Raw genomic sequence first — 26436 nt, 5'->3', positions numbered from 1 at the left:
CCTTTGTGCATCCGAATGAACGCACAAAGGACGCTCTAAAACACCGTGCGCAGAAGGTGCACTGCCTCCGCGCCATAGCGATAAACGCCCTCGCGCACGCCACGGAAGGACTGCGTCGTCACATCGCTGACGGGCAGGGGCAGTTCGTCGGTGGAGATGCGGCCCAGAATCAAGTCTGCCAGAGACTTGCCAAACACGGTTCCGGGGCCGATGCCGCGACCGTTGTAACCGGAAAAGCCGATCACATTGTCGCCGAGGCGGTGGAATTTTGGCAAATGGTCGGCAGTCATCCCGATATGGCCATACCAGCAGTTTTCAAACCGCGTGCCTTTGAGTTCGGGGAAAAGCCGCGCAATGGCGCGTTCGGCCCAGGCGCGGTGAATGGCCTGTCCGGTGCCTTTCAGAGCGCCCACACTGCCAAAGACCAGCCGGCCCTCGCGGTCCCAGCGGAAGGAGGTCAGGATCTGCTTCGTGTCCCACGCGCCCTGACGCCCGGGCAGGATCGTGTCGCGCACGGCTTGCGGCAGCGGCGGGGTGGCGAAGTTGAAATAGGGGAGGTGAACGATCTCCTGCCGGATCTGCGGCCAGGGCGAGTTTGTATAGGCATTGGTGGCGACGATGACATGGCGCGCCGTCAGTGCGCCAGTCGAAGTCTCCAGCCGCCAGTTGCTGCCGCTGCGCTCCGCCTTCGTGACGCGGGAACCGGTGTGAAGGCGTGCGCCGGCATTTTGGGCCGCATGGGCAAGCCCGCGCGCATAGGCAAGTGGCTGGATGGTGCCGGCGCGTTCATCGAGAAGCGCGCCGGAAAAAGTCTGGCTGCCAACCTTCGCGCGCGTTTCTTCGCGATCAAGCAGTCTGACCGGCGCACCGCGCGCCTGCCACTGCCGGGCGCGTTCGCCCAGCTGCGCGAGGCCGCTTTCGCCGACAGCGCAATGAAGCGTGCCGACAGGCATCGCCTCGCAGGCCATGCCGTGCTGCGTCGCCAGGTCGAACACCACGCGCGGCGCATCGCCCAGAAGGTCGAGCAGGCGCTCGCCATAGGTTTCGCCGAGAATGCCGGGCAGATCGTCGGGCATCACCCACATGCCGGCATTGACGAGGCCGACATTGCGTCCCGAGCCGCCGAAGCCGATTTCCTCGGCTTCCAGAAGCACCACGTCCGTGCCGGCTTCCGCCAGAAACAGCGCTGCGGACAGCCCGGTGTAACCGCCGCCGACAATGGCGACCTGCGCCCTGGCGTCGCCAGACAGCGTTTCGGTTTGCGGGGCGGGGGGCGCGGTCTTCTCCCACAGGCCGTGGGAAAGCGGGTCGTTCCTCATGATGCGGGCTCATTCAACGCTTGGATTGCCGCGACACTTCACATGCCGATCGCTGGCGATCCAAGCGAAAAATCCGCATCACTTCATGCGAACGTCGCATTGAAGTGGTCAAAACGCGCTACACACCATCCTCACCACCGTTCTCACGGTGTTCGGAGATTGCGCTGCCCCTTGCCACACGCTCCGGCTGTCGCCGGAACAAAACCTCAGTCGGTCTGCGTGTCGTAGGGGTGCTGACGGGGTGCCGGTGCAGGCTTTTCAGACTTGCACTGCAGAGCGGCATTGATCGCTGCCGGACCAACCGCATGATACTGGCTAAGCAGAAGCTTGTCCTGTTCGGCGGTATACTCTGCTGGCTTGTTCATATCGCGGGGCATAACTCTTCCTTGATTCCGCGTTGTCGTCCCTTCCGAGCAGATGGGGACCGAATCCGACAAAATCTTGACAGATCGCCCAGCCGGAAGAAGCATCTTTAAAATTGCCGCATCAGCCTTAACAATTCCTTCACAATGGCCCTGTGCTTGCAATACCTCTTTAGGGCCGCAAAGTCGGCTTTGCTTCTCATCCCCAGCCTTTTGGCTTTCAGCTTTTAGTCTTGACGCATTTGCTGCCGGCGGCGATAAGAACGCCTATGAAAACGCTGTGCGCCATTATCGGCATTTGCATTATCGGCTAGCGCCAAACCGCTGGTCCGGACGTTTTCGCCCTCCTTTCCCGACGAGAAAAACGCCCAGGCCAGACGGCCGGAGTGAGCCGTGCCCGCAGTGCAGAACCGCACCGGCGCGACGATGGGTTGAAAACGGAAGGCGAGGATGACGAACGGTTTCAAGGGCCTCAGGGTCTACAACACGCTGACGCGGGCCAAAGAGGACTTCGTCCCCATCGATGCGGACAGGGTGCGCATGTATGTGTGCGGGCCGACGGTCTATGACTATGCGCATATCGGCAATGCGCGCCCGGCCATTGTCTTCGACATCCTGTTCCGGCTCCTGCGCCATCTCTATGGCGAGGATCACGTCACCTATGTGCGCAACATCACCGACGTGGATGACAAGATCAACGCACGCGCCCGGCGCGACTATCCGGATCTGCCGCTCAATGAGGCGATCCGCGAGGTCACGCAGAAAACGGCCGACCAGTATCACGCCGATGTGGCGGCCCTTGGCTGCCTGAGGCCGACAATCGAGCCGCGGGCAACCGAGTTCGTTCTGCCCCGCGCCGACGGGCTGACCGACATGGCGAGCCTGATTCAAACTCTCATGGATCGCGGCCATGCCTATGAAGCGAATGGGGAAATCCTTTTCGACACGGCCTCCATGCCGGCTTATGGCGGGCTTTCCAAGCGCAAGCTGGAAGACCAGCAGGCCGGCGCGCGCATCGCCGTCGAGGCGCACAAGAAGAACCCGGCTGACTTTGTGCTCTGGAAGCAGTCCTCTGCGGATGAGCCGGGCTGGGACGCGCAGTTCACCATCGGCGGCGCGGCGGTGACGATCCGTGGCCGGCCCGGCTGGCACATCGAGTGCTCGGCCATGTCAGCGGCCTATCTGGGCGAGGAGTTCGACATTCATGGCGGCGGCCTCGATCTGATTTTCCCGCACCATGAAAACGAGATTGCGCAATCATGCTGCGCCCATGGCCGCGATGTCATGGCGCGCTACTGGATGCACAATGGCTTCCTCCAGGTGGAGGGGCGCAAGATGTCCAAGTCGGAAGGCAATTTCGTCACCATCAACCAGCTTCTGGAGACGGAAGTGTTCGGCGGTCGCTCATGGCCGGGCGAGGTGCTGCGGCTTGCCATGCTGATGACCCATTATCGCGAGCCGATCGATTTTTCGGTGCGCAAGCTGGAAGAGGCCGAAGCGGTACTCGATGGCTGGTACCGCGCCATTGGCGATGTCGCGGCGGGTGGTGCTGGATGCGCGGACATGGTGGCCGCGCTCAGCGATGATCTTGGCACGACGGGCGCCATCGCGGCGCTGCACGAATTGCGCAGCGAAGCGGCCAAAGGCAATGATGAGGCGCGGCAGGCGCTCAAGGCGAGCGCCGGCCTTCTCGGGCTGCTGGGGCAGACGGAAAGCGAATGGTTCGCCGCAAAGGTGTCAGACGCGTCCATCGATACGGGCGCTGTGGAGACCGCCGTCGAGGAGCGGCTCACGCAGTTGCGCGAAAAGAACTTCGCCGAAGCCGACCGCATCCGCGATGAACTTACGGCGCAGGGCGTCCAGCTGATGGACTACAAGGATCCTGAGAGCGGCGAGCGTCGCACGAAGTGGGAGGTGAAACGGTGATCGATCATATCGGCATACGCACGGCGGATTTCGACCGCGCGAAAGCGTTTTACGACAAGGCAATGGCGCCGCTCGGCGCATCGCTGCTCATGATGGTGCCGCCGGAACACACTGATGGCGTGAAAGTGGGCGGATATGGCCGCGACCGGCCGGTCTACTGGCTGAGCGAAGGCGCGCCGGCGAGCGAGCCAAAGCACATTGCCTTCACCGCCAATACGCGCGACGAGGTGGATGCGTTTTACAGGGCGGCGCTGGAAGCCGGCGGTCGTGACAATGGCGCTCCGGGCCCCAGACCGCATTACCACCCCGATTATTACGGGGCCTTCGTGTTCGATCCCGACGGCAACAATGTGGAAGCCGTCTGTCACAGGCCTGCATAGAGCATTTTGCAGTCAGGTGAGATCACCTGACGTCCGCATAAATGCGGAGAAACAAGCAGATGGAGCGGATAAGGGAGGGAGCGGAAATGAGCCTCGACAACAAGCCCGTCTATTCCGGCGGTTGCCAGTGCGGTGCGGTTCGTTTCCATGTCGAAGGCGCGCTGGGCGAAGCATCGGTGTGCCACTGCCGCATGTGCCAGAAGGCCAGCGGAAACATCATGCTCCCACTGGTCTCCGTCACCGGGGCAAAACTGAGCTGGACGCGCGGTGAACCGAAGCGCTTCCAGTCTTCCTCCCATGTCCGGCGCGGCTTCTGCGCTGATTGCGGCACCCCGCTTACCTATGAAGCGCCGCACGGTGTCGCGATCACCATCGCCGCCTTCGACCAGCCCGGGGATATCGCTCCGGTCGTGCAGTGGGGCGTGGAGAACAAGCTGCCATACACGGACGGCATATCGGCGCTGCCGGCATACACATCGGACGATGACGAGGAGGCCGCAGAGCTTCTGCGGGGGCTCGTTTCCCATCAGCATCCCGACCACGACACGGAAGAATGGCCGTTGCCCGCAAACGGGCGGAAAGACAAAGAAAATGACTGAATTGCGCACGCTTTATCCCGAGATCGAGCCCTTCGACAGCGGTATGCTGGATGTGGGCGATGGCCATATGATTTACTGGGAGCGTGTGGGGACGCGGGGCGCGAAGCCGGCGGTCTTCCTGCATGGCGGACCGGGGGGCGGCTGCGGGCCGACGCATCGCCGGGCCTTCGATCCCGAAAAATACGACGTGATGCTTTTTGATCAGCGCGGTTGTGGCCGCTCCCTGCCGCATGCGGAACTGGAGGCCAACACCACCTGGCATCTCGTCTCCGACATCGAGCGGCTGCGCGCCATGATGGGCGTTGAGAAATGGCAGGTGTTTGGCGGTTCGTGGGGCTCGACGCTGGCGCTCGCCTATGCCGAGACACATCCCGAACGGGTGTCGGAACTCATCGTGCGCGGCGTCTACACGCTGACCCGCGCCGAGCTCGAATGGTACTACCAGTTCGGCGTGTCGCAGATGTTCCCCGAGAAGTGGGAGCGCTTCCTTGCGCCGATCCCGCAGGCCGAGCGCGGCGACCTGATGGCCGCCTACCGCAAGCGCCTCGTCTCGGAGGATCGTGCTGTCCAGCTTGAAGCGGCCAAGGCCTGGAGCCTGTGGGAAGGGGAGACCATCACCCTTCTGCCCGATCCCTCGCTGACGGAGCAGCATGGCGATGATGATTTCGCCATCGCCTTTGCGCGGATTGAAAACCATTTCTTCGTTCATGGCGGCTGGTTCGAGGAAGGCCAACTGCTGCGCGACGCGCACAAGCTTGCCGGCATTCCCGGTGTGATCGTTCACGGGCGTTACGACATGCCGTGCCCGGCGCACTATGCCTGGCAGCTCCACAAGGCGTGGCCCGATGCCGAGTTCCACCTGATCGAGGGCGCGGGGCACGCCTTCTCCGAACCGGGCATTCTCGACCGTCTGATCCGGGCAACCGACCAATTCGCAGGCAAATGACCATGGCAGACAAAGAACGCATCTACCTTTTCGACACCACGCTGCGCGATGGTCAGCAGACGCCGGGCGTGGATTTCTCGGTCGAAGACAAGATCGCCGTGGCCAAGCTGCTCGACGATTTCGGCTTCGATTATGTGGAGGGCGGCTATCCGGGCGCAAACCCGACCGACACGGCCTTCTTTTCCAAGAAACGCACCTCGGATGCCGCATTCGTCGCCTTCGGCATGACGAAGCGCGCCGGCGTCTCGGCGTCCAACGATCCGGGCCTTGCAGCGCTTTTGCAGTCGCAGAGCGATGCGATCTGCTTCGTCGCCAAGAGCTGGGATTACCATGTGCGCGTGGCGCTGGGCTGCACCAATGAGGAAAACCTCGAATCGATCACCGCATCGGTCGAGGCCTCCGTCGCCAAAGGCAAGGAAACGCTGCTCGACTGCGAACACTTCTTCGATGGCTACAAGGCCAATCCGGATTATGCGCTTACCTGCGCCAAAGCCGCTTACGATGCGGGCTGTCGCTGGGTGGTGCTGTGCGACACCAATGGCGGCACGCAGCCGGCTGAAATCCGGGAGATCGTGCAGGCGGTGATAGCGGCCGGCATTCCCGGCGACCATCTGGGCATCCATGCGCATGACGATACGGGCCAGGCGGTGGCGAATTCGCTCGCCGCAGTCGAGGCCGGCGTCAGGCAGGTGCAGGGCACGCTGAACGGCATTGGCGAGCGCTGCGGCAACGCCAATCTGGTGACCATTCTGCCGACGCTTGCGCTCAAGCCTGCCTATGCCGACCGGTTCACCACCGGCATTCCGGCCGAAAAGCTCGCCGATCTTTCGCGGCTGGCGCATGGTTTCGACGAGCTTTTGAACCGCGCGCCTGAGCAACAGGCGCCCTATGTGGGCGCATCGGCCTTCACCACCAAGGCCGGCATTCATGCCTCCGCCGTGCTGAAAGAGCCGGAAACCTATGAACATGTGCCGCCGGAAAGCGTCGGCAACACGCGCCGCGTGATGGTCTCCGATCAGGGCGGAAAATCAAACTTCATCGCCGAGCTGAAGCGTCGGGGCATTGCGGTCGACAAGGCCGATCCGCGCCTCGATACGCTGATCTCGCTGGTCAAGGACCGCGAGGCGCAGGGCTATGCCTATGAGGGCGCGGATGCGAGTTTCGAGCTTCTTGCGCGGCGCACGCTCGGTCGGGTGCCGGAGTTCTTCAAGGTCGATGGTTTCCGCTGCATGGTGGAGCGCCGGTTTGACGCCAATGGCGACCTGAAAACCGTGTCGGAAGCCGTGGTGCGGGTGACCGTGGATGGTGAGACGCTGATGTCGGTTGCCGAAGGGCATGGCCCGGTCAACGCGCTCGATATCGCGCTGCGCAAGGATCTCGGAAAATATCAGAGCGAGATTTCCGATCTGGCGCTGGCCGATTACAAGGTGCGTATTCTAAACGGCGGCACGGAAGCAATCACGCGCGTTCTGATCGAATCCTTCGATGGCAGCGGCGCCCGCTGGTGGACCGTCGGCGTGTCCGACAACATCATCGACGCTTCGTTTCAGGCGCTGATGGACTCCATCATCTACAAGCTGGTCAAGAACCGGGACAGCGATGGAGAGGCGGCTGTCGACGCTGCCTGATTTCTCCTGACGCAAAGCTGGACCAATAAAATGAAATAGCGACGGGCGCGCCTGCTGTGACAGGATGCCCGTCCAGGGCTTCGGCCGTTGTTTCGTGGAACACTGATGTCTGAGATTGCCGGTAAGCCGCTCGATGAGAGCCGCAATGATGCGCTGCGCGGATTTGTTTTCGCGATGTCGGCCTATGCCATGTGGGGCTTTCTACCGCTCTACATGAAGCTGGTCGCGCATATCCCGGCAACGGAAGTGGTTGCGCACCGTGTTCTGTGGTCGCTGCCGGTGGCGGCGGTGATCCTGCTTGTTCTGGGGCGCACCAGCGATGTGCGAGAGGCGCTTCGCTCGCCGCGCACCCTCATGATGGCAGCGCTCACGGCGGCGATCATCTCGTGCAACTGGGGCATTTATGTCTGGGCCATCGCCACTGACCGCGCGGTCGAAACGGCGCTTGGCTATTACATCAATCCGCTGGTCAGCATCGCCATGGCGGCCATCTTTCTCGGCGAGCGGCTGAACCGCCTTCAGATCGCGGCGGTGTGTCTGGCGGCGGTGGCCGTGGTGGTTCTCACCACCGATGCGGGCGGGCTGCCATGGGTTTCGCTCAGCCTGGCCCTGAGCTTCGCGGCCTATGGAATCCTGCGCAAGACGCTGCCGATCGGACCCAGTCAGGGCTTTTTCCTGGAAGTGCTGATCCTCACCCTGCCGGCAATCGGCTATCTGGGGTGGCTCGCCTTTTCCGGCGAAGCGCATTTCGGCCCGGCAAGCCCCACAGACATGCTGCTTCTCATCGGCTGCGGCCCGGTGACGGCCATCCCGCTCATCCTGTTTGCCTCCGGCGCGAAGCTTCTGCGCTATTCCACCATCGGCATCATGCAGTACACGGCGCCGACCATGATCTTCCTGATTGCCGTGTTCGTGTTCAAGGAGCCGTTCGGCGGTGTGAAGGCGATTGCCTTCGCCCTCATCTGGGCAGCCCTCGCACTCTACAGCTGGTCGATGCTGCGCGAGGCGCGGCAGGCAAAAAAATAGCCGCCCCTGAGGGCGGCAAAAAATCCGATGATGCCGGAAGGGGGGCGGCGGGCATCTTCGGCCAGAGCATCGGACCGATAAGTGGGGACCCGGTTTTCGGTTGCCCCGATGCTCCATCAAGAAACCAGATCGCCCTATGGGCGTAGGGCGATCCAGGGACGTTCACGCGGGACAGGACGAACCGGAGAGCGCTTTGCGGGACGACGCTCCGGCGATGGATGCCTGCATCAGCGATGCACCGCGCAGCCTCATGGAAGCAGGCTTGTGTGACAGACGCACTGCAATCCGTTGAACTTCCGGTGACAGTTAGGGCCGGTGACAGTCCGGACGAACAGCGTTGATGATTGTGGACAGTCAGAGCCTGTCGATGGTTGCCGTGTCGCCTTCGTCGCCCGCTGTGCGCGTTGCCGCAGCTTTCAGGATCGCGGGGACGATGTCCTCGGCCCTGTCCACCACAATGGGGCGCACGCGATGATCCGAATGCACGAAACCTTCCTGTTTCATGTGTTCGATCAGTGTGAGAAGCGGGTTCCAGAAACCACCGATATTGGCGAAGACCATCGGCTTTTCATGCCGGGCGAGCTGCGCCCATGTCATGATTTCGACGATCTCCTCCAGCGTGCCGATGCCGCCGGGCAGGGCCACGAAGGCGTCTGCGCGCTCGAACATGCCGTGCTTGCGCTGGTGCATGTCCTCGGTGACGATCAGCTCGTCCAGTTCCGTCAGCTCGACTTCGTTGGCTTCGCGGCGGATCAGGAATTTGGGGATGATCCCGGTGACCTTGCCGCCGGCATCCATGGTTCCACGGGCGACAGCGCCCATGATGCCCTTGGTGCCTGCGCCGTAAACCAGCCGCAGGCCGGCATCCGCCAGCCCCCGTCCCAGCGTAAGGCCAGCCTGGAAATGACTTTCATCGCGCCCATTGCTCGATCCGCAATAAACGCATACCGACTCGATTGTGTTCATGGAAACCATTGCTTGTCTGGGTTACTGTTGTGGTCAAGAGGGCAAGGGCTTTTTCTTGTAGGCGGAGTGAAAAAGCGTTACAGCCTGTCATAAACGGAAAAACGTGCATTATGGGCTTTACACCTTCCAAGGGGCTTCTCTTCGTCTCCGGCGCCGTCATTGCGGGTCTCGGAGCAGCATATGTTCTGGGCGCATTTGATAAGCCGGAGCCGTCGCCGGCTGCCGTTTCAGGGGCTCCCGGTGCCGGTGCGCCAGCCACACCGTCTGCAAAACCTGATGACGCCAGGGCCGCAGCCGACACCAAGGAAGCGCGTCTTGAGGAAGCTGCGAGCGCAGACGATGCGAAGGCTTCGGACGCGCTGAGCCCGGCGGAAGAGGTCTTGCCGCCGTCCTTCGACATCGTCCGTGTCGAGCCGAATGGCTCCATGGTGATTGCCGGGCGGGCCGCACCCGATGCGCAGGTCGAGATCATCAACGGGTCTTCCGTTCTCGCCATTGCCACAACAGGCGCTTCAGGGGATTTCGCCGCAGTTCTCGACGAGCCGCTGGAGCCGGGCGACTATCAGATCGTGCTGCGCGCGACGACCGGGGACAATGTGGTCGCGACCTCGCTGGAAACGGCCATCGTGACCGTTCCCGACGACGAGACCGGCCAGGTGCTTGCCCTGGTGGACAAGCCGGGCGCGCCAAGCCGCCTCATCACCGTGCCGGAAGCAAAGGCCCCGCAGGCGGAGACTGGACAGGCGTCCGCTCCCGCAGCAGCGTCCGGGCAGAGGGAGGGCGAGCAGCTTGCCGCTGCTGATGCCGGTGCGCCGGTAGCAAATGCACCGGCACGACAGGATACGACGCAGCCCGCAGCTGAAACTCGGGCGACGGGCGAAGAGCCGGCCGAGACAGCCAGCGCCCAGGATGCGCAACCGGCCGCAACAGGTGAGGCTCCGGCCCAGACGCCGAAAGCGCAGAGCGCGACGTCCCCCTTCATTGAGGCGGTTGAAATCGACGGTGGCGAGGTGTTCGTCGCCGGTGCGGCGCGGGCGGGAAGCACGGTGCGCGTCTACGCAAACCAGATCCTGCTCGGCGAGACGGTCGCCACGCCCAATGGGCGCTTCCTGATCGAGGCGACGCGCGAACTGCCGGTCGGGGACTATATCGTCCGGGCCGACATGCTGTCGGATGACGGCCGCACCGTGATCGGGCGCGCAGCCGTGCCTTTCACACGCTCCGAAGGCGAGCAGATCGCAGCGGTCGCGAAGCCGGAGGGGCAGGCCCCGACGCTGAATGATGCAAGCAATGGCAAGGATGCGCGTCTGCCCGAGGGCAATGGTCAGGCGGCAGACGGGGCGGGCGAAAGCACGCCCCAGGGCCAGCAGGCCGTCGCATCTGCTGGCGACAGCGCGTCGGAGAACGGAGCCACCGCTCCCAAGCTCGCGCCTGTGGATGGCTCCGTGATCATTCGTCGTGGCGACACGCTCTGGCACATTTCGCGGCGCGTTTACGGGCAGGGCATCCGCTACACGACGCTTTATCTGGCCAATCAGGACCAGATCGAGGATCCCGACCGCATCTGGCCGGGGCAGGTTTTCGCCGTGCCCGAGACCACGCAGGAAGGCGAGCCGGCCGACATGAAGGCCATCGAAGAGCGCATGGTCACGCCGGAAAATCCGGGTTAGCCAAAAGGAAAATCCGCGTAGCCCTTGAAGAATGGCAGGCTTTCATCGTATATCGCCGATTAACGATGAAAGGTTTGCCATGGCACGCGCCCTGTCGGATGAATGTTGCCCGCACCAGAAGCTGGTGCAGGGCTTCAATGCCCTGTCTCACCCTGCGCGGATCAAGATCCTCAAACACCTGTCGGGGTTTGACGCCTGCTGCTGCAAGGAAGTGGTGCAGCATCTGGATCTCGCACAGTCCACGGTTTCCCAACATCTGAAGGTGCTGGTGGAGGCGGGGCTTGTGCAGGTGCGGCCGGAGCGTCAGAGCTCCCGCTATGAGGTCGATACCGAAGCGCTTGCCAGCCTTTCCGAAGCTTTGTCGCTTTTGACGCAAACCTGCGTCGACGCGAAAGAAAACAAGAAGTTACGGCTGGAGGCCGAAGCGAATGAGCAATAAGACCGTATCCGCGGAAGGCTCCACCCTCGAGACATTGCGCAATCTCTGGCCCTATATGTGGCCGAGCGACCGGGCGGATCTGAAGCGGCGCGTGGTGATCGCGGCCTTTTTCCTGGTGCTGGCGAAGATCATTCTGGTCTTCGTCCCCTATTTCTACAAATGGGCGACCAACACGCTGTCGGGCGAGGGCACGGCGCCGGCTTTCCTGCCGGCCATGCTGGCCGGGCCGATCATGCTGGTCGTTGCCTATAACGTGGTGCGGGTTGTCCAGCTTGGCTTCAACCAGCTGCGCGATGCGCTGTTTGCACGTGTCGGGCAGCATGCTGTCCGGCAGCTTGCCCACCGCACCTTCGTGCACATGCACAATCTCTCGCTGCGCTTTCATCTGGAGCGCCGCACGGGCGGCCTGTCGCGCATCATCGAGCGCGGCACCAAGGGCATCGACACGATTGTCCGCTTCACGATCCTGAACACGATCCCGACGCTCTTGGAATTCCTGCTGGCGGCGGGCATCTTCGCCTTTGCCTATGGCTGGATCTACGTGGCCATCGTCGCTGTCACCGTCTGGCTCTACACCTGGTTCACGGTGAAGGCGAGCGACTGGCGGATCGGCATTCGCCGGCAGATGAACGATTCCGACACGGAAGCCAACACCAAGGCAATCGACTCGCTGCTCAACTTCGAGACCGTCAAATATTTCAACAATGAGGCCATGGAGGCGCGCCGCTTCGACCGTTCCATGGAGCGTTATGAGGATGCGGCGACCCGCACCTGGACCTCGCTTGGCTGGCTGAACTTCGGGCAGGGCGTCATTCTGGGGCTTGGCATGACGGCGGCCATGGGGCTTTCTGCCTATGAGGTGATGCAGGGTACGCAGACGGTGGGCGATTTCGTCTTCATCAACGCCATGCTGATGCAGCTCTCCATCCCGCTCAACTTCATCGGCTTCGTCTATCGCGAAATCCGTCAGGGCCTGACCGACATCGAGCAGATGTTCGACCTGCTCGATGTGAGCGCGGAAGTGACCGACAAGCCGGATGCAAAGCCGCTTGAGGTCGATCAGGGCACGGTCCATTTCCACGATGTGCGCTTTTCCTACGATCCCGAGCGTCCGATCCTCAAGGGCGTCGATTTCGAGATCCCGGCTGGCAACACCGTTGCCGTTGTCGGGCCCTCGGGCGCCGGCAAGTCCACCATCTCGCGCCTTCTTTTCCGCTTCTATGACGCGCAGAGCGGCGAGATCACCATTGATGGTCAGAACGTCAAGGATGTGACGCAGAAGAGCCTGCGTGCGGCCATCGGCATGGTTCCGCAGGACACGGTCCTGTTCAACGACACGATCGCCTACAACATCCGCTATGGCCGGCCAGACGCCACGGATGAAGAGGTGCGCAAGGCAGCCGAGATGGCGCAGATCGGGGCTTTCATCGAAAGCCTGCCGGAAGACTATGACACGATGGTCGGCGAGCGCGGGCTGAAGCTCTCGGGCGGCGAGAAGCAGCGCGTCGCGATTGCGCGCACCATCCTCAAGGCCCCGCCCATCCTGCTGCTTGATGAGGCGACCTCTGCGCTCGACACGCATACGGAGCAGGAAATTCAGGCCGCGCTCGACACGGTCAGCCGTGGGCGCACCACGCTGGTCATCGCGCACCGCCTGTCCACCGTCATCAATGCCGACGAGATCATCGTGCTCAAGGGCGGCGAAATCGCCGAACGCGGCCGCCATCTCGCACTGCTTGATGCGGGAGGTCTCTATGCCGAGATGTGGAACCGTCAGCGCGAGGCCACGGAAGCCGAAGAGGCTCTGCGCAAGGCGCGCGAAACGGACGAGATGGGCGTGGTCGTGCGCCGCGAGCCTGCCTACTGACGGACCGGTGGATTGTTTCGGGTTCGACTGGATGTCGGACCCGGAAAATCATCCGAAACAAGAACTTGTCGGCGGATATACTGGTTCCGACATTTGCCTTCATTGCCCTCGCATTGCACATGCAGGTGTTGGAAACCAACCGCTGATCAGGCCAGATCGCCGTGCGTCAGTTCGGACGCACAAAGGACGATCTAAATTATTGATGGAGCATCGGATTAACCGAAAACCGGTTTCCACTTTTCGGTCCGATGCTCTAACGCGTTGCGGGACAACCCGGATTCCGTTACGAAGGCCGCTACTTCATTCGATTTGAAAGTGGCCTTTCATGAGCCTTGTTGACACGATCCGCAAAACCTTCGTGCCGATACACCGGGAGGGGTATCCCTTTATCGCGGCCTTTGCCGGCGCCACCATCATTCTCGGCTTTATCTGGGAACCGCTGTTCTGGATCGGCCTGATCCTGACCGCCTGGTGCGTGTATTTCTATCGTGACCCCGAGCGCGTAACGCCCGTCGACGACGACCTGGTCATCGCGCCCGCCGATGGCGTCATTTCCTTTGTCGGCCCCGCCGTTCCGCCCGCCGAACTCGGCATGGGCGAGGGGGAGATGACCCGCATCTCCGTCTTCATGAATGTCTTCTCCTGCCATATCAACCGCGCGCCGGTGCGCGGCCGCATCTCGCTGATCGAGCATCGGCCGGGCCGCTTCCTCAATGCCGAGCTCGACAAGGCCAGCGCCGAGAACGAGCGCAATGGCCTCGTGATCGAAAGCCCGCATGGCCCGATCCCGGTGGTGCAGATCGCCGGTCTCGTGGCGCGGCGCATCGTGTGCTGGGCGGAAGCGCCGGGCGAGATCGCCGTGGGTGAGCGCTTCGGCCTGATCCGCTTCGGGTCGCGCGTTGATGTCTATCTGCCGGCAGGAGCCGTTCCGCGCGTCGCCATCGGCCAGACCTCCGTTGGCGGCGAGACCGTTCTTGCAGCGTTCGACAGTGCGCTGAAACAGCCCATCGTGCGGGTTTCCTGATGGCCGGGCCCTTTCCACCATTTGAGCCGCACGGCGGGGGCGGGCCGAAGCTGAGTGAAATTCCACTACGCATGCTGGTGCCGAACGTGATTACCGTTCTGGCCATCTGCGCAGGGCTTTCGGGCATCCGGCTCGCCTTTGAGGGGCGGGTCGAGATCGCCGTTGTGATGGTCCTCATCGCCGCGTTTCTGGACGCCGTGGACGGGCGTGTTGCGCGCATGCTCAAGGCGTCGTCCAATTTCGGCGCGCAGATGGATTCGCTGGCCGACATCGTCAATTTCGGTGTTGCGCCGCCGCTGGTGCTTTATGCCTATGTGCTGGATCAGGCGGGCGCGCTCGGCTGGATTGCGGCGCTGCTCTTCGCCATCGCGTGCTGCCTGCGTCTTGCCCGCTTCAACGTGATGCTGGATGATCCGAACCGTCCTGCATGGCACACGGACTATTTCGTCGGCGTGCCGGCTCCGGCCGGGGCGGCACTGGTTCTGTTACCCGTTTATCTGGGCTTTCTCGGCATCGCGCCGGACATGACCATGGCGCTTGCAGCCTCTGCCTACACGGTGCTGATCGGCTTCCTGCTCGTCAGCCGCCTGCCGGTCTATTCCGGAAAAAGCTCCGGCAGCCGCGTCCCGCGTGAATATGTGCTGCCGCTGATTCTGGGACTTGCGCTCTATGTGCTGCTTCTGACGAGCTATACCTGGCTCACGCTGACGGTTTCCGCCGGCTGCTACCTGATCTTCCTCATCTTCAGCATGCGCGCCTATTCGCGTCGTGCCGAGCGGGAAGAGCAGAAGGCTGCGGAAGCCGCTGCCAAGGCAGAAGACAAGGAAACGTAAGGCTGGCGGGCCTTGCGCTCGCCAGACATCCGCTCAGAGCAATTCCAGGAAAAGCGGAAACGCTCCAAGTGCGGAAAGGTGGGGATCGGTTGGGAAGGTGTTCCGTGAAGCGCTGAACCGCCCCAGAGCATTTCACGTCCCTTTGGAGCGTTTTGCGCGGGGCTTCGGCCCTCACTCGTCGGCTGCTGCCGCCGGCGCACCGCGCACTTCGATCATCCGTTCAAACAGGGCTTCGGAAGCACGCATGTTCTCGCGCGACGAACGCGCGATCAGTTCCTCGATTGTCATCGGTTCCAGCGTGCGCACATGGCGCGCAGGCACAAACCCGCGCCGTTCCATATAGACGGGAACCACCCGGGCCTCCGCCTTCAGCGCGATGCGGGCTACGGCGCGGAACAGGCGGAAGGTCTTGGTGTCGGGATTGACGTCGTTGGGCATGTAGACGGCGAGGCGGCCATTGCCGCGCAGACGGCGCACCAGCCGCCGGCTCACAAACACATGATGTGCGTTAAAGGCAATGGTGCGGGCAAGCGCGCGCCACGGCTCCAGAAACGGAGACTTTGCGGAAAACTCATCCAGAATGTGCAGTGTGTCGTCGGGCAGGAGAGCGAGCATGGCCGCCGGGTCGAGGCTCGACTGATGCCACACCACATAGATCACCGGAGTATCCGCCTTGCGCGCCGTATCGACCCCGCGGTCGCTGATGCGCAGAAGGAGCTTCAGCGGCGCGTGCAGGGCCGCCTGGTGGAAGCTGACGCCGCGTCGATACTGAACGATGGCTGCCATCGCCGCCCACAGGGCAACAATGAGCAGTACAAGCTCTATGATCAGAATCATGCCGCGTCTCCCAATCGCCGGGGCTCAGGCCGATTGGCGAGAGCGCGCCAGCACTATGATCTACGTTCTGGTTGCATCGCCGGTCGTCGGCGGAACCTGCCGTAGCCCCTCGTGGCGCGGCGTCTTCGTCCGCTGCCGCGTTGAAAGGTAACGAAAGGGGCTGGCAGGTCAATCGCGAAGGCCGGCTGCAGGGCAACCGGCCCATGTCTCATTCCGGCATCTGGTAGCGCGTAAAGGCGTTTTTCTTTACGTCGAAGATCAGGCCGGTCTCGGTCAGCTCGGGGCTGGCGAGCGGCAGGATCTTTGCCGCGACCTCGGAAGGATGGGGCAGGGTGTCGGGATCTTCGCCCGGCATTGCCTGTGCGCGCATGGCGGTGCGGGTTGCGCCCGGATTAACCGCGTTGATGCGCAGCGGCATGTTCTTGGTTTCATCCGCCCAGGAGCGCGCCATGGCCTCCACGGCGGCCTTGGAAGCCGCATAAGGGCCCCAGAACGCGCGTGCGGAGTGTGCCGCACCCGAAGACATGATGATCGCGCGGCCCGCGTCAGAGGCGCGCAGAAGCGGGTCCACGGAGCGGATAAGCCGCCAGGTCGCGGTGACGTTGATGTTCATCACCTTTTCGAAGACCTTGGCCTCCACATGGCCGAGCGGGGCGATGACGCCCAGAATGCCGGCATTGGCGACCATGATGTCGAGCTTGCCCCAGCGTTCGTGGATCGCGCCGCCAATGCGGTCGATGCCGGCCATGTCCGTCAGGTCCAGAGGCACGAGCGTGGCTTCGCCGCCCTGCGCCTTGATCTCGTCATCGAGTTCTTCGAGGCCGCCCACGGTGCGGGCCACGGCAATCACATGAGCCCCGCAGGCCGCCATTTCCTTCGCGAGAAAATAGCCGATGCCGCGCGAAGCGCCGGTGACCAGCGCAAGCCGGCCGCTTAAATCAGGTTTCTTGTATGTCATTGACCGCCTGCTGCGAGGAGAGAAAGCGTGCGCACATTGTCCGTGCTGTCGTGATCGGTCAACCGCGTCGGATAGTCCTTGGTGAAGCAGGCGTCGCAATATTGCGGCTGCTCGGCGTTGCGCGCTGCCTCGCCGACGGCGCGGTAAAGCCCGTCAATGGTCAGGAAGGCGAGCGAGTCGACGCGGATGAAGTCGGCCATTTCCTCGACCGACATGCGCGAGGCGAGAAGTTTTGACGCTTCCGGCGTGTCGACGCCATAGAAGCAGGGCGAGCGCGTGGGCGGGGAGGCGATGCGCATATGCACTTCAGCCGCGCCTGCGTCGCGCACCATCTGCACGATCTTCTGGCTGGTGGTGCCGCGCACGATGGAGTCATCCACCAGCACCACGCGCTTGCCTTCGATGCAGAGGCGGTTTGCGTTGTGCTTCAGCTTCACACCCATATGGCGGATGGAATCGGTCGGCTGGATGAAGGTGCGGCCCACATAGTGGTTGCGGATGATGCCCAGCTCGAACGGCAGATTGGCCGCCTGTGCGTAGCCAATGGCCGCCGGCGTGCCCGAATCGGGAACCGGAACAACGATGTCGGCATCGACCGGCATCTCGCGGGCAAGCTCCGCACCGATTTCCTTGCGCACCTCATAGACATTGCGTCCCTCGACAAGCGAGTCGGGCCGCGCAAAGTAGACATATTCGAAGATGCAGAAGCGGGGCTTCTCCTTGACCTCGAAGGGGAAGTGGCTTTCCACGCCCTTCTCGGTCACGACGATCATTTCGCCGGGCTTCACGTCGCGCACGAAGCGCGCGCCGATGATGTCGAGCGCACAGGTCTCCGAGGCCAGAATGTAGGCCCCGTCGAGATCGCCCAGAACCAGCGGGCGGATGCCCAGCGGATCGCGGCAGCCGATCATCTTCTTGGACGTCAGCGCGACGATGGAGAAGGCGCCCTCGATCTGCTGCACCGCATCGATGAAGCGGGCATTGATGTCCTGCTCCTTGCTGGTGGCGACGAGGTGAAGAACGGTCTCCGTGTCCGATGTGGACGAGAAGATCGAGCCTTCCTTCTGCAGCTTGCGCTGCACGGTCATGGCGTTGGTGATGTTGCCGTTGTGGGCAACGGCAAGGCCGCCGTCGGAGAGCTCGGCGAAGAAGGGCTGCACGTTGCGCAGGCCCGAACCGCCGGTCGTCGCGTAACGGGTGTGCCCGATGGCGCGGCTGCCATGCAGCCGGTCGAGCACGGACTGTTTCGTGAACGTGTCGCCGATCAGGCCGATATGGCGTTCGACGTGGAACTGGGTGCCGTCGAAGGAGACGATACCCGCCGCTTCCTGACCGCGATGCTGCAAGGCATGCAGGCCAAGCGTGACGATCGCGGCCGCATCACTGCGACCGAAAATGCCGAACACGCCGCATTCGTCGTGAAAATGGTCGTCCGCTTCGCCTGCGAGAGGCAAATTGTCTTCCAATGCCATTTCTGGCCGCCCTTTCATTGTGACACAGACGGCCCGTGACCGTCAGTTAGCGGTTTCACCTTCGCCGGACACACCGTTGGACAGGCGATCGAAAACCGAGTTGTCCGGATCGTCCGGAAGCAGGCTCTGAATCCACTGGCCCACACCGTCCAGCAGGGGACGGGACTTTGCTTCCGTAACCCATTCCGGCGGGTTTGCACCCATCAGCCAGTTGAGGAACAGAAGCGCCACGGCAACCACCAGGATACCGCGTGCGGCGCCATAGAGAAAGCCGAGCGTGCGATCGAGCGCGCCGATGCGCGAATCGATGATGAAGTCCGCGATCTTCATCGTGATGATCGTCACCACGATCAGCGCCACGAAAAACACCGCCGCAGCCGCAACCGCGAGCGCCAGCATCTCGTTGCTGATATAGGGCGCCACATAGGGCAAAACCAGCGGATGCAGGTAGTAAGCCGCGATGGCTGCCGCAACCCAGGAGGCGATGGACAGCACTTCGCGCGAGAAACCGCGCACCATGGCCAGCATGGCCGAAACAAGCGTGAAGCCGACAAGAATTCCGTCAAGCAACGTGATTGGCATTGTCACCCCTACTCCTTTGGCAGTTAGGATGCCCCCGCAAGGTCATGATTGTTGTCTTCCGGGCCACTGTCCGCCAATCGATCCGTTCATACCGTCCCGCTAGGCCGCCTTGGCGCCCGCGATGCGGGCAACCAGTTCGGCAAGCGCTTCGGGCCGCGCCGACCGTGCTGCGATGGCACCCGATCCGTCCTCGTTGCCCGGCGGCATGACCGCTTGGGCGAAACCGAGCTTTTCGGCTTCCTTGAGACGGCTCGCTGCATGCGCAACGGGTCTGACAGCGCCCGAAAGGCTGATTTCGCCGAAATAGACGCAATCGGCTGGCAGGGCAAGCCCGGTGAGGGAGGAGACAAGTGCCGCAGCCACCGCCAGATCGGCCGCCGGCTCCGAAATCCGGTAGCCACCGGCCACATTCAGATAGACATCATGGGTTGCAAAGCGCACCCCGCAATGCGCCTCGAGAACGGCCAAGACCATGGAAAGTCTGGCGGAATCCCATCCCACCACTGCGCGGCGCGGCGTGCCGAGCGGCGAGGGGGCGACAAGCGCCTGGATTTCCACAAGAACCGGTCGCGTGCCCTCCATCCCGGCGAAGACGGCAGCGCCCGGAGCGGCCGCGCTGCGCTCACCCAGAAAGAGTTCGGACGGGTTGGAGACTTCCCGCAGCCCCTTGTCGCCCATCTCGAACACGCCGATTTCGTCGGTCGGGCCGAAACGGTTCTTCACCGTGCGCAGGATGCGGTAGTGATGGCCGCCTTCGCCCTCGAAATAGAGAACGCCATCCACCATGTGCTCCACCACGCGGGGGCCGGCGATCTGGCCTTCCTTGGTCACGTGCCCGACGAGCACGACAGCTGCGCCGGTGGATTTTGCATAGCGGATCATGGCCTGCGCCGAGGCGCGCACCTGTGTCACGGTGCCGGGGGCTGAATCGGCCATGTCCGTCCACAGGGTCTGGATCGAGTCCAGAATGACGAGATCGGGCCGTTTTCCGTCCTCGATGGTCGCCAGAATGTCTTCCACATTGGTCTCGGCGGCCAGTTCCACGGGCTGCTGCGCCACATGGAGACGCTGCGCGCGCAGACGGATCTGCGCCACCGCTTCTTCGCCCGATACGTAGACGATGCGGTGGCCGCGCTCGGCGAGGGCGGCTGCTGCCTGTGTCAGAAGGGTGGATTTGCCGATGCCCGGATCGCCGCCGACCAGCAGCGCCGAGCCGCGCACGAAGCCGCCGCCGGTCACCCGGTCAAGCTCACCAATGCCGGTGGTGATGCGCGGTGCATCCTCGATGTCGCCGGAAAGCGTGGTGAGCGCCACGGCGCGTCCCTTGCGGGCCTTGCGCGAGGCGGCCTGCGGGCCGGAGCCGATGCCGCTCGACGTGCCTTCCTCGACCAGCGTGTTCCACGCGCCGCATCCGTCGCATTTGCCGGCCCAGCGCGCATGCACCGTGCCGCAGTTCTGGCAGATGAACTGGACGCGTGCGCGGGCCATCAGATACGGTCCCCGCCGTGCACGTAATGCCGCTCATAGCGGCGGCCGAGCGAGGTCAGCAGCTCATAGGAAATCGTGCCGCATGCCATTGCCACGTCGTCGACGGGCATGTTGTGGCCGATGAGCTCGATGAAGTCGCCCACCTGCAACGCATCGGGACCGAGATCGGTCACGTCGAACAGGGTGAGGTCCATGGTGATGCGGCCGATGACCGGCACGCGCTCGCCATCCACAAAGCCGCATGCGCCCTGAGGCACCGCGTTGCGCAGCGGCACGCCCGCACCGGAGCCGGAGCGGTGGTAGCCATCGGCATAGCCGGTTGCGGTGACCGCCAGAAGCGTGTCGCGGGTTACAGGTGTCGCACCGTAGCTGACCGTGCCGCCGGCGGGCACCTGACGCAGTTGCGCAATGCGCGCCTGAACCGTGGCCACGGGCTGCATCGGATTTTCCGTATCGTTTACGGGATTGCTACCGTAAAGCGACACGCCCGGGCGCGTTACATCGCACAGGAACTCCCCGCCCAGAAAGATGCCGGCGGAGTTCGCCAGACTTGATTCTGCATCTGGGAAAAGTGCGCAAAGTGCCTGAAATGATTCCAGTTGTTGCCGGTTCATCGGATGGTCCGGCGTGTCGGCGCAGGCCAGGTGGCTGAGGATCAGCCGCGGCGTCAGCGCGCCGGTCAGGGCGTTCTCCTGCGCCAGAATGCGGGTCCGCTCCGGCGTCAGGCCGAGCCGGTTCATGCCCGTCTCCACATGCAGCGCACAGGGGCGTGGCGTGTCGCCATCATCCCAGCCATGGGCTTCCCAGATCGCCAGATCCGTCTGCGAGTTGAGCACCGGGATGAGACGCCCTTCGCGGTAGAAGGAAGCTGCCTCGGGGCTGAACAGTCCGTTGAAGACATAGATCTCTGCATCGGGCGCGACTGCGCGCACGGCAAGTCCCTCTTCGGGCAGGGCGACGAAGAACTTTCGGCAGCCCTCGGCGACCAGCGCCGCGACCACCGGACCTGCGCCCAGGCCATAGGCGTCGGCCTTCACCACGGCGGCTGCTTCCGCCGGGGTCGAGCGTTCGGCCATCTGCCGGTAATTGGCGACCAGTGCATCCAGGTCGACTGTCAGGCGGCCACCGGCAACGCGGGGGTCTGCGCCGCGCATCTGCGGATCGATTGAAGTCATGTCGTTACTACTCAAAACGTTCGGGCATCCGATCTTCTTCGGCAAGATCGGAGAAGCGGGTGAATTCGCCGTGGAACGCGAGCTGAACCGTGCCTGTCGGACCGTGACGCTGCTTGGCGATGATGACCTCGGCCTTGCCGCGCACCTCGTTCATCTCGGCTTCCCACTGCATGTACTCTTCGGTGCCGGGCTTCGGCTCCTTGTTCTTCAGATAGTACTCGTCACGATAAACGAACAGAACCACGTCGGCGTCCTGCTCGATCGAGCCCGATTCACGAAGGTCGGCGAGCTGCGGGCGCTTGTCGTCACGCGCTTCCACCTGACGGGAGAGCTGTGACAGCGCGATGATCGGCGTCGAAAGCTCCTTGGCCAACGCCTTCAGGCCGGTGGTGATTTCGGTGATTTCCTGCACGCGGTTCTGCGAGTTCTTGGAAGAACCCTGCATCAGCTGCACATAGTCGATGATGATGATGTCGAGGCCGCGCTGGCGCTTCAGACGGCGCGCACGGGCAGCAAGCTGGGCGATGGAAATACCACCCGTCTGGTCGATGAAGAGCGGGATCTTCTGCATCGTCTGGGCGCAGGCCACAAGCTTCTCGAAATCGGTCTCGGTGATCTCACCGCGGCGGATCTTGGAGGAGGGGATTTCGGTCTGCTCGGAAATGATACGCGTGGCGAGCTGTTCGGACGACATTTCGAGCGAGAAGAAGCCGACCACGCCGCCATTGGCAGCCGCAAAGGAGCCGTCGGCCTGCTGCTCAGGCTCATAGGCCGCAGCAATGTTGAAGGCGATGTTGGTCACAAGCGACGTCTTACCCATGGCAGGACGTCCGGCGAGGATAATAAGGTCAGAGGGCTGCAGTCCGCCCATGCGCCCGTCGAGGTCGCGCAGGCCCGTCGAAATGCCCGAAAGGTGGCCGTCACGCATGAAGGCAGCGTTGGCCATGTCCACGGCGGTCTTGGTCGCATCGCCGAAGCTCTCGAAGCCGCCATCGTAGCGCCCGGTCTCGGCCAGTTCGAAGAGGCGTCGCTCGGCGTCCTCGATCTGCTTGTTGGGCGCCATGTCCACCGGCGCGTCATAGGCGATGTTGACCATGTCTTCGCCGACGGTGATCAGCGAACGCCGGACCGCCAGATCGTAGATGGCGCGGCCATAGTCGGAAGCGTTGATGATCGTCACGGCTTCGGCCGCCAGACGCGCAAGATACTGCGCCACGGTCAGCTCGCCGACCTTCTCCTCAGCGGGGAGAAACGTCTTGATGGTGACGGGGTTGGCCGTCTTGCCCATGCGGATCAGATCGCCGGCGACCTCGAAGATATTGCGGTGAAGCGGCTCATAGAAATGCTCCGCTTTCAGAAAGTCCGAGACACGGTATAGGGCATCATTGTTGACCAGGATTGCGCCCAGCAATGCCTGCTCTGCCTCAATGTTGTTCGGTGCTTCGCGATAAAGCTTTGTTTCCGCTGTTTCGAGCTTGCGGACTGCCGCCTCTGCCATCTGAGCTCTTCCGGTGTTTCAGTGTCACTTGGCCCGGACAGACGCTATGCGAAACGTCCAGACCACCCCAATCATATGTCCTAGACGCTGCAGGCTCTGAGGATAAGACCTTGAAGGCTGTTCCAGCCTGCAAACCCCGCTATCCACCGCCAGCCGCGACATGAAAACCACAGCGTCCAGAAATGCCATCCATATTAGATGATTCGCTTGACAGCCACGCATCTATCTTTGGGACGGAAGAGGCGCTTTTTACTCCGCTGCCTGCTTGAATTTTCCCGGTCGCTTGCCGTTGGGGTTCGCGAGCCGCTTCTCCGTATCTGCGATATAGTCGCGGGTCACCGGCAGCGTTTCCCGCTTCTTGGTCAGCTGGATCTGGAACACCACCATCTCCTGCCACCGGAATGAGGCCTCCGAGCCTGCCAGGTAGAATTCCCACATGCGCGCGAAGCGCTCGTCATAAATCTCCACCGCCCGGGCGCGGTTTTTCTGGAAGCGTTCCTGCCAGTGCTTCAGCGTATCCGCATAGTGGATGCGCAGGATCTCCACATCGGTCACGATCAGCCCCGACTTCTCGATCGGGGGTAGCATTTCCGACAGGGCGGGGATGTAGCCGCCCGGGAAGATGTATTTGCGGATGAAGGCATTGGTGATCGAAGGGCCGGTCGAGCGGCCAATCGTGTGCAGAAGCATCACGCCATCATCGGCCAGAAGCCGCGCGCACTGGTCGAAATAAGTGCGGTAATGGTTGATGCCCACATGTTCGAACATGCCGACCGAGACAATCCGGTCGAACGGACCCGTCAGCGAGCGATAATCGACGATCTTGAACCGGGCCTTGTCTGAAAGCCCCGCTTCTTGTGCGCGCGCGCTCGAAACCCGGTGCTGTTCTTCCGAGAGCGTTACGCCAAGGAGTTGCGCGTCGAACTGGCGGGCAATGTCGAGACCGAGACCGCCCCAGCCAGACCCTATGTCCAGCACCCGGTGGCCGGGCTGTAGCGCGAGCTTCGCCATGATGTGGCGCTTCTTGGCGCGTTGCGCCTCTTCCAGAGAAACGTCCGGCGTCTCGAAATAGGCGCAGGAATACTGCATGTCCTCATCGAGGAAGAGGCGGTAGAGCTCTTCGGAAAGATCGTAATGCCGCCGCACATTGCGCCTGGAGCGCGCCTGTGTGTTGAGTTGATGAAGACGCCGCAACGGGTAGCGAAGCATCTCGCCCAGCCTGAGCAGGAAAGGCTGGGTCTGCGTCTCATCCATATTGGTGTAGACTATTTGCAGAAAGGTCAGGATATCGCCTTCGACGATATCCACGTCGCCTTCCATGTATCGCTCCGGCACGGCAAGCATGGGGTCGAGCGCCATGGCGCGCTCTGCCGCCGCTGTGCGAATAACGATATGGACGGGACACCCTGTCCCGTCACCGAAGACATGCGTTTTGCCGGCCGCGTCGGTTATTGAAAGCGTGCCTTTGCGGACCAGGCGAAAAACGAATTTCTCAAGCAACCAGTTCATCGCAACACCCCCAAAAGTCTCGGGAGGGTGTGATTATGAAACAATTTTATGAGGATTGAAAAGGGCCAGACCTCATCCTGTCTTTAGCCAGATGATTATTCCTGCCGTCTGTTGACATGAAGCATTCGATTGAGACGAAGCCGACTGATCCCGCAGCATTCGCTGCGAAACAGGCGCTCTGAAACCGGCAAGCAGTCCATCACCGCTTTCAGGCAATAAAAAAGCCGGGCGTTTCCGCCCGGCTTCAAACCGATGAGGCGCGTTGACTTACGCGTTCTCTTCTTCGTCGCCTTCGGCTGCTTCTGCGCCGGCTTCCGAAGCTTCATCATCGTACTCGGCTTCCGGATCGAAGAACTCGTCCGGGCGCGCGGTGTCGTTGATGTCGTCGCCGTAAATGGCTTCAGCGGAATCGAGCGTCTCGCCGCGTGCCTGGCGCTCTGCCTCGTCGCTCGAGCGAGCGATGTTCAGCGTCACGGTTGCCTCGACCTCTGCATGCAGGGCGATGGCGACATTGACCAGGCCGATCGTCTTGATCGGGTGGTTGAGCTCAACCTGGCTGCGGCCGATCTTGAAGCCTTCTTCGGCCAGGAACTCGACGATGTCGCGGGCTGCAACAGAACCGTAAAGCTGACCGGTCTCGGCTGCGGAGCGCACAACCACGAAGGACTTGCCGTCGAGCTGCTCTGCAACGCTTTCGGCTTCCTTCTTCTGTTCGAGGTTGCGGGCCTCGAGCTCAACGCGCTGGCCTTCGAACTTCTTGCGGTTGGCAGCGTTGGCGCGCAGAGCCTTGCCGCGCGGCAGCAGGAAGTTGCGTGCGTAACCGTCTTTGACCTTTACCTCGTCGCCCATCTGGCCGAGCTTGGCAATGCGTTCAAGGAGAATGACGTCCATCGTTTCTGTCCTTCTTCATCGGCTTTTGGAGCCGGAAAACAAATCAGGGCAGGTCAGAAACGGAAAATGCCGGTCTGTGCGGCATCAGGGTCGCTGTCCTGCCGGTGGCAGTTAGGGGCAAAGGCCCCAACTCGGGATTTGAAAGAACTCTTCCGCGCCCGCCGCGGAGAGTGGGCGGGCGGATAAACCGCCCGCGCCGAAACTTACTTCACCACGTAGGGGAGAAGGCCCAGGAAACGAGCGCGCTTGATGGCCTTGGCCAGCTCGCGCTGCTTCTTCTGGCTCACCGCGGTGATGCGGGAGGGGACGATCTTGCCGCGCTCGGAAATGTAGCGCTGCAGGAGCTTTACGTCCTTGTAATCGATCTTCGGAGCGTTGGCGCCGGAGAACGGGCAGGTCTTGCGACGACGATGGAACGGGCGCCGCGTCGGGATCTGGTTGATATCGACCATTATTCGGAGCCTTCCTTCTTGTTGTCGCGGTCAAACTCGCGACGGGGACCACGGTCGTCACGGCGCGGGCCGCGCGGGCCACGGTCGTCACGACGCGGGCCACGGTCATCACGGCGCTGCATCATTGCGGACGGGCCTTCCTCGTGTGCTTCGACGCGAACGGTCATGAAGCGGAGGATGTCTTCCGACAGACCCATCTGGCGCTCGACTTCCTTCACGGCTGCGGCCGGGGAGTCGATGTCCATGAGCGTGAAATAAGCCTTGCGGTTCTTCTTGATCCGGTAGGCGAGGGACTTCTGTCCCCAGTTCTCGACCCGACCGACGGAGCCGCCACCAGCCTCGATGATGCCCTTGAACTGTTCTACAAGAGCGTCAACCTGCTGCGGCGAGAGATCCTGCCGGGCAAGGAACACGTGTTCGTAAAGTGCCATTGTCTTGCCTTTCTTCCTTTTGTGTCACACCGGATCCCAGCGGCTAAAGCCTCAGCGACACCTCTTTGCGGGCAAGCCCGACGAAGAAAGGCGCTTGGACGAGACGGTCGAGAGCGGAGACACGGGAGGCGGAAGGACTTGCCTTCACAACGCACGCA

25 protein-coding genes are annotated in these 26436 nt (G+C 62.5%); 11 read left to right on the top strand and 14 right to left on the bottom strand.

Annotated elements, in window-relative coordinates:
* Positions 1-35 precede the first annotated feature (35 nt).
* The gene (locus AC4PTT_RS14145) at positions 36-1319 is read right to left on the bottom strand and encodes an NAD(P)/FAD-dependent oxidoreductase (protein ID WP_492161481.1); all 1284 of its coding nucleotides are present in this window, start codon (positions 1317-1319) and stop codon (positions 36-38) included.
* Between the two features lie 206 nt (positions 1320-1525).
* A complete protein-coding gene (locus AC4PTT_RS14140; RefSeq protein WP_113154684.1) occupies positions 1526-1696 on the bottom strand; it encodes a transcriptional regulator in 171 nt (56 codons plus the stop codon).
* Positions 1697-2131: 435 nt separating this feature from the next.
* Here AC4PTT_RS14140 and cysS point away from each other — a divergent pair, with 435 nt between their 5' ends.
* The 6 genes from cysS to rarD all read left to right on the top strand — a co-directional run bounded on the left by cysS (position 2132) and on the right by rarD (position 8186).
* A complete protein-coding gene (cysS, locus tag AC4PTT_RS14135) occupies positions 2132-3607 on the top strand; it encodes a cysteine--tRNA ligase (protein WP_492161480.1) in 1476 nt (491 codons plus the stop codon).
* A complete protein-coding gene (locus AC4PTT_RS14130; protein ID WP_492161479.1) occupies positions 3604-3987 on the top strand; it encodes a VOC family protein in 384 nt (127 codons plus the stop codon). The genes cysS and AC4PTT_RS14130 overlap by 4 nt, the downstream gene beginning before the upstream one ends.
* Before the next feature lie 86 nt (positions 3988-4073).
* Entirely contained in the window at positions 4074-4586 is a 513-nt protein-coding gene (locus AC4PTT_RS14125) for a GFA family protein (RefSeq protein WP_113154687.1), read from the top strand.
* Positions 4579-5532, top strand: a complete 954-nt coding sequence (gene pip, locus AC4PTT_RS14120) for a prolyl aminopeptidase (protein WP_475078680.1) — start codon at positions 4579-4581, stop codon at positions 5530-5532. The genes AC4PTT_RS14125 and pip overlap by 8 nt, the downstream gene beginning before the upstream one ends.
* Positions 5529-7160 carry a citramalate synthase gene (gene cimA / locus AC4PTT_RS14115; RefSeq protein ID WP_492161478.1) on the top strand — a complete coding sequence of 544 codons (1632 nt, stop codon included), beginning with the start codon at positions 5529-5531 and terminating at the stop codon, positions 7158-7160. Before pip ends, cimA begins: the two co-directional genes overlap by 4 nt.
* Positions 7161-7265: 105 nt before the next feature.
* The gene (gene rarD / locus AC4PTT_RS14110; RefSeq protein WP_113154690.1) at positions 7266-8186 is read left to right on the top strand and encodes an EamA family transporter RarD; all 921 of its coding nucleotides are present in this window, start codon (positions 7266-7268) and stop codon (positions 8184-8186) included.
* A gap of 354 nt (positions 8187-8540) precedes the next feature.
* On the opposite strand, the gene AC4PTT_RS14105 is transcribed toward rarD, so the two are convergent.
* Entirely contained in the window at positions 8541-9152 is a 612-nt protein-coding gene (locus AC4PTT_RS14105; RefSeq protein ID WP_206554731.1) for an LOG family protein, read from the bottom strand.
* A 110-nt stretch (positions 9153-9262) separates the two neighbouring features.
* Here AC4PTT_RS14105 and AC4PTT_RS14100 point away from each other — a divergent pair, with 110 nt between their 5' ends.
* The 5 genes from AC4PTT_RS14100 (at position 9263) to AC4PTT_RS14080 (ending at position 14985) form a co-directional block, all read left to right on the top strand.
* Positions 9263-10822: a LysM peptidoglycan-binding domain-containing protein gene (locus tag AC4PTT_RS14100; RefSeq protein ID WP_492161477.1), complete on the top strand. Its 1560-nt coding sequence runs from the start codon at positions 9263-9265 to the stop codon at positions 10820-10822.
* Between the two features lie 79 nt (positions 10823-10901).
* Positions 10902-11261, top strand: a complete 360-nt coding sequence (locus AC4PTT_RS14095) for an ArsR/SmtB family transcription factor (RefSeq protein ID WP_113154692.1) — start codon at positions 10902-10904, stop codon at positions 11259-11261.
* Entirely contained in the window at positions 11251-13128 is a 1878-nt protein-coding gene (locus AC4PTT_RS14090; RefSeq protein ID WP_492161476.1) for an ABCB family ABC transporter ATP-binding protein/permease, read from the top strand. The genes AC4PTT_RS14095 and AC4PTT_RS14090 overlap by 11 nt, the downstream gene beginning before the upstream one ends.
* Before the next feature lie 325 nt (positions 13129-13453).
* Positions 13454-14152, top strand: coding sequence for a phosphatidylserine decarboxylase (locus AC4PTT_RS14085; protein ID WP_113154694.1), 699 nt, complete (start codon positions 13454-13456; stop codon positions 14150-14152).
* The gene (locus tag AC4PTT_RS14080) at positions 14152-14985 is read left to right on the top strand and encodes a CDP-alcohol phosphatidyltransferase family protein (protein ID WP_206546629.1); all 834 of its coding nucleotides are present in this window, start codon (positions 14152-14154) and stop codon (positions 14983-14985) included. Before AC4PTT_RS14085 ends, AC4PTT_RS14080 begins: the two co-directional genes overlap by 1 nt.
* 171 nt (positions 14986-15156) lie before the next feature.
* Here AC4PTT_RS14080 and AC4PTT_RS14075 read toward each other — a convergent pair whose 3' ends face one another.
* The 11 genes from AC4PTT_RS14075 to rpsF form a co-directional block, all read right to left on the bottom strand.
* Positions 15157-15822, bottom strand: a complete 666-nt coding sequence (locus AC4PTT_RS14075) for a 1-acyl-sn-glycerol-3-phosphate acyltransferase (protein WP_206547372.1) — start codon at positions 15820-15822, stop codon at positions 15157-15159.
* 208 nt (positions 15823-16030) lie between these two features.
* On the bottom strand, positions 16031-16780 hold the full coding sequence (locus AC4PTT_RS14070; RefSeq protein ID WP_113154697.1) for an SDR family NAD(P)-dependent oxidoreductase: 750 nt from the start codon (positions 16778-16780) through the stop codon (positions 16031-16033).
* Complete coding sequence (gene purF / locus AC4PTT_RS14065) at positions 16777-18252, bottom strand: amidophosphoribosyltransferase (protein WP_206546631.1); 1476 nt, start codon at positions 18250-18252, stop codon at positions 16777-16779. The genes AC4PTT_RS14070 and purF overlap by 4 nt, the downstream gene beginning before the upstream one ends.
* A gap of 42 nt (positions 18253-18294) precedes the next feature.
* Positions 18295-18834, bottom strand: coding sequence for a CvpA family protein (locus AC4PTT_RS14060; protein ID WP_113154699.1), 540 nt, complete (start codon positions 18832-18834; stop codon positions 18295-18297).
* Between the two features lie 99 nt (positions 18835-18933).
* Positions 18934-20322, bottom strand: a complete 1389-nt coding sequence (gene radA / locus AC4PTT_RS14055) for a DNA repair protein RadA (RefSeq protein WP_113154700.1) — start codon at positions 20320-20322, stop codon at positions 18934-18936.
* A complete protein-coding gene (gene alr / locus AC4PTT_RS14050) occupies positions 20322-21497 on the bottom strand; it encodes an alanine racemase (RefSeq protein ID WP_297557847.1) in 1176 nt (391 codons plus the stop codon). Before alr ends, radA begins: the two co-directional genes overlap by 1 nt.
* A gap of 7 nt (positions 21498-21504) precedes the next feature.
* Positions 21505-22995, bottom strand: coding sequence for a replicative DNA helicase (locus tag AC4PTT_RS14045; RefSeq protein WP_113154702.1), 1491 nt, complete (start codon positions 22993-22995; stop codon positions 21505-21507).
* 249 nt (positions 22996-23244) lie between these two features.
* Complete coding sequence (locus AC4PTT_RS14040) at positions 23245-24504, bottom strand: cyclopropane fatty acid synthase (RefSeq protein ID WP_492161475.1); 1260 nt, start codon at positions 24502-24504, stop codon at positions 23245-23247.
* Positions 24505-24771: 267 nt separating this feature from the next.
* Positions 24772-25395: a 50S ribosomal protein L9 gene (rplI, locus tag AC4PTT_RS14035; RefSeq protein ID WP_113154704.1), complete on the bottom strand. Its 624-nt coding sequence runs from the start codon at positions 25393-25395 to the stop codon at positions 24772-24774.
* 203 nt (positions 25396-25598) lie between these two features.
* Positions 25599-25847: a 30S ribosomal protein S18 gene (gene rpsR / locus AC4PTT_RS14030; protein WP_002963610.1), complete on the bottom strand. Its 249-nt coding sequence runs from the start codon at positions 25845-25847 to the stop codon at positions 25599-25601.
* Positions 25847-26278 (bottom strand): 30S ribosomal protein S6, encoded by a 432-nt coding sequence (rpsF, locus tag AC4PTT_RS14025; RefSeq protein WP_113154705.1) that lies wholly within the window; start codon positions 26276-26278, stop codon positions 25847-25849. Before rpsF ends, rpsR begins: the two co-directional genes overlap by 1 nt.
* Positions 26279-26436 lie beyond the last annotated feature (158 nt).

This window comes from Nitratireductor sp. WH36-1, assembly GCF_058725515.1.
The sequence above is the reverse complement of the archived record's forward strand: the minus strand, read 5'-3'. Positions and strand labels throughout refer to the sequence as shown.

What these genes read in the sequence shown, in the direction of transcription:
- alr (WP_297557847.1), bottom strand. Translation starts at nt 21,497, where the DNA reads ATGACTTCAATCGATCCGCAGATGCGCGGCGCAGACCCCCGCGTTGCC.
- pip (WP_475078680.1), top strand. Translation starts at nt 4,579, where the DNA reads ATGACTGAATTGCGCACGCTTTATCCCGAGATCGAGCCCTTCGACAGC.
- AC4PTT_RS14145 (WP_492161481.1), bottom strand. Translation starts at nt 1,319, where the DNA reads ATGAGGAACGACCCGCTTTCCCACGGCCTGTGGGAGAAGACCGCGCCC.
- AC4PTT_RS14105 (WP_206554731.1), bottom strand. Translation starts at nt 9,152, where the DNA reads ATGAACACAATCGAGTCGGTATGCGTTTATTGCGGATCGAGCAATGGG.
- rpsF (WP_113154705.1), bottom strand. Translation starts at nt 26,278, where the DNA reads ATGGCACTTTACGAACACGTGTTCCTTGCCCGGCAGGATCTCTCGCCG.
- purF (WP_206546631.1), bottom strand. Translation starts at nt 18,252, where the DNA reads ATGGCATTGGAAGACAATTTGCCTCTCGCAGGCGAAGCGGACGACCAT.
- cimA (WP_492161478.1), top strand. Translation starts at nt 5,529, where the DNA reads ATGACCATGGCAGACAAAGAACGCATCTACCTTTTCGACACCACGCTG.
- AC4PTT_RS14085 (WP_113154694.1), top strand. Translation starts at nt 13,454, where the DNA reads ATGAGCCTTGTTGACACGATCCGCAAAACCTTCGTGCCGATACACCGG.
- rpsR (WP_002963610.1), bottom strand. Translation starts at nt 25,847, where the DNA reads ATGGTCGATATCAACCAGATCCCGACGCGGCGCCCGTTCCATCGTCGT.
- AC4PTT_RS14070 (WP_113154697.1), bottom strand. Translation starts at nt 16,780, where the DNA reads ATGACATACAAGAAACCTGATTTAAGCGGCCGGCTTGCGCTGGTCACC.
- AC4PTT_RS14080 (WP_206546629.1), top strand. Translation starts at nt 14,152, where the DNA reads ATGGCCGGGCCCTTTCCACCATTTGAGCCGCACGGCGGGGGCGGGCCG.
- AC4PTT_RS14090 (WP_492161476.1), top strand. Translation starts at nt 11,251, where the DNA reads ATGAGCAATAAGACCGTATCCGCGGAAGGCTCCACCCTCGAGACATTG.
- AC4PTT_RS14045 (WP_113154702.1), bottom strand. Translation starts at nt 22,995, where the DNA reads ATGGCAGAGGCGGCAGTCCGCAAGCTCGAAACAGCGGAAACAAAGCTT.
- radA (WP_113154700.1), bottom strand. Translation starts at nt 20,322, where the DNA reads ATGGCCCGCGCACGCGTCCAGTTCATCTGCCAGAACTGCGGCACGGTG.
- AC4PTT_RS14140 (WP_113154684.1), bottom strand. Translation starts at nt 1,696, where the DNA reads ATGCCCCGCGATATGAACAAGCCAGCAGAGTATACCGCCGAACAGGAC.
- AC4PTT_RS14125 (WP_113154687.1), top strand. Translation starts at nt 4,074, where the DNA reads ATGAGCCTCGACAACAAGCCCGTCTATTCCGGCGGTTGCCAGTGCGGT.
- rarD (WP_113154690.1), top strand. Translation starts at nt 7,266, where the DNA reads ATGTCTGAGATTGCCGGTAAGCCGCTCGATGAGAGCCGCAATGATGCG.
- cysS (WP_492161480.1), top strand. Translation starts at nt 2,132, where the DNA reads ATGACGAACGGTTTCAAGGGCCTCAGGGTCTACAACACGCTGACGCGG.
- AC4PTT_RS14060 (WP_113154699.1), bottom strand. Translation starts at nt 18,834, where the DNA reads ATGCCAATCACGTTGCTTGACGGAATTCTTGTCGGCTTCACGCTTGTT.
- AC4PTT_RS14095 (WP_113154692.1), top strand. Translation starts at nt 10,902, where the DNA reads ATGGCACGCGCCCTGTCGGATGAATGTTGCCCGCACCAGAAGCTGGTG.
- AC4PTT_RS14075 (WP_206547372.1), bottom strand. Translation starts at nt 15,822, where the DNA reads ATGATTCTGATCATAGAGCTTGTACTGCTCATTGTTGCCCTGTGGGCG.
- AC4PTT_RS14040 (WP_492161475.1), bottom strand. Translation starts at nt 24,504, where the DNA reads ATGAACTGGTTGCTTGAGAAATTCGTTTTTCGCCTGGTCCGCAAAGGC.
- rplI (WP_113154704.1), bottom strand. Translation starts at nt 25,395, where the DNA reads ATGGACGTCATTCTCCTTGAACGCATTGCCAAGCTCGGCCAGATGGGC.
- AC4PTT_RS14100 (WP_492161477.1), top strand. Translation starts at nt 9,263, where the DNA reads ATGGGCTTTACACCTTCCAAGGGGCTTCTCTTCGTCTCCGGCGCCGTC.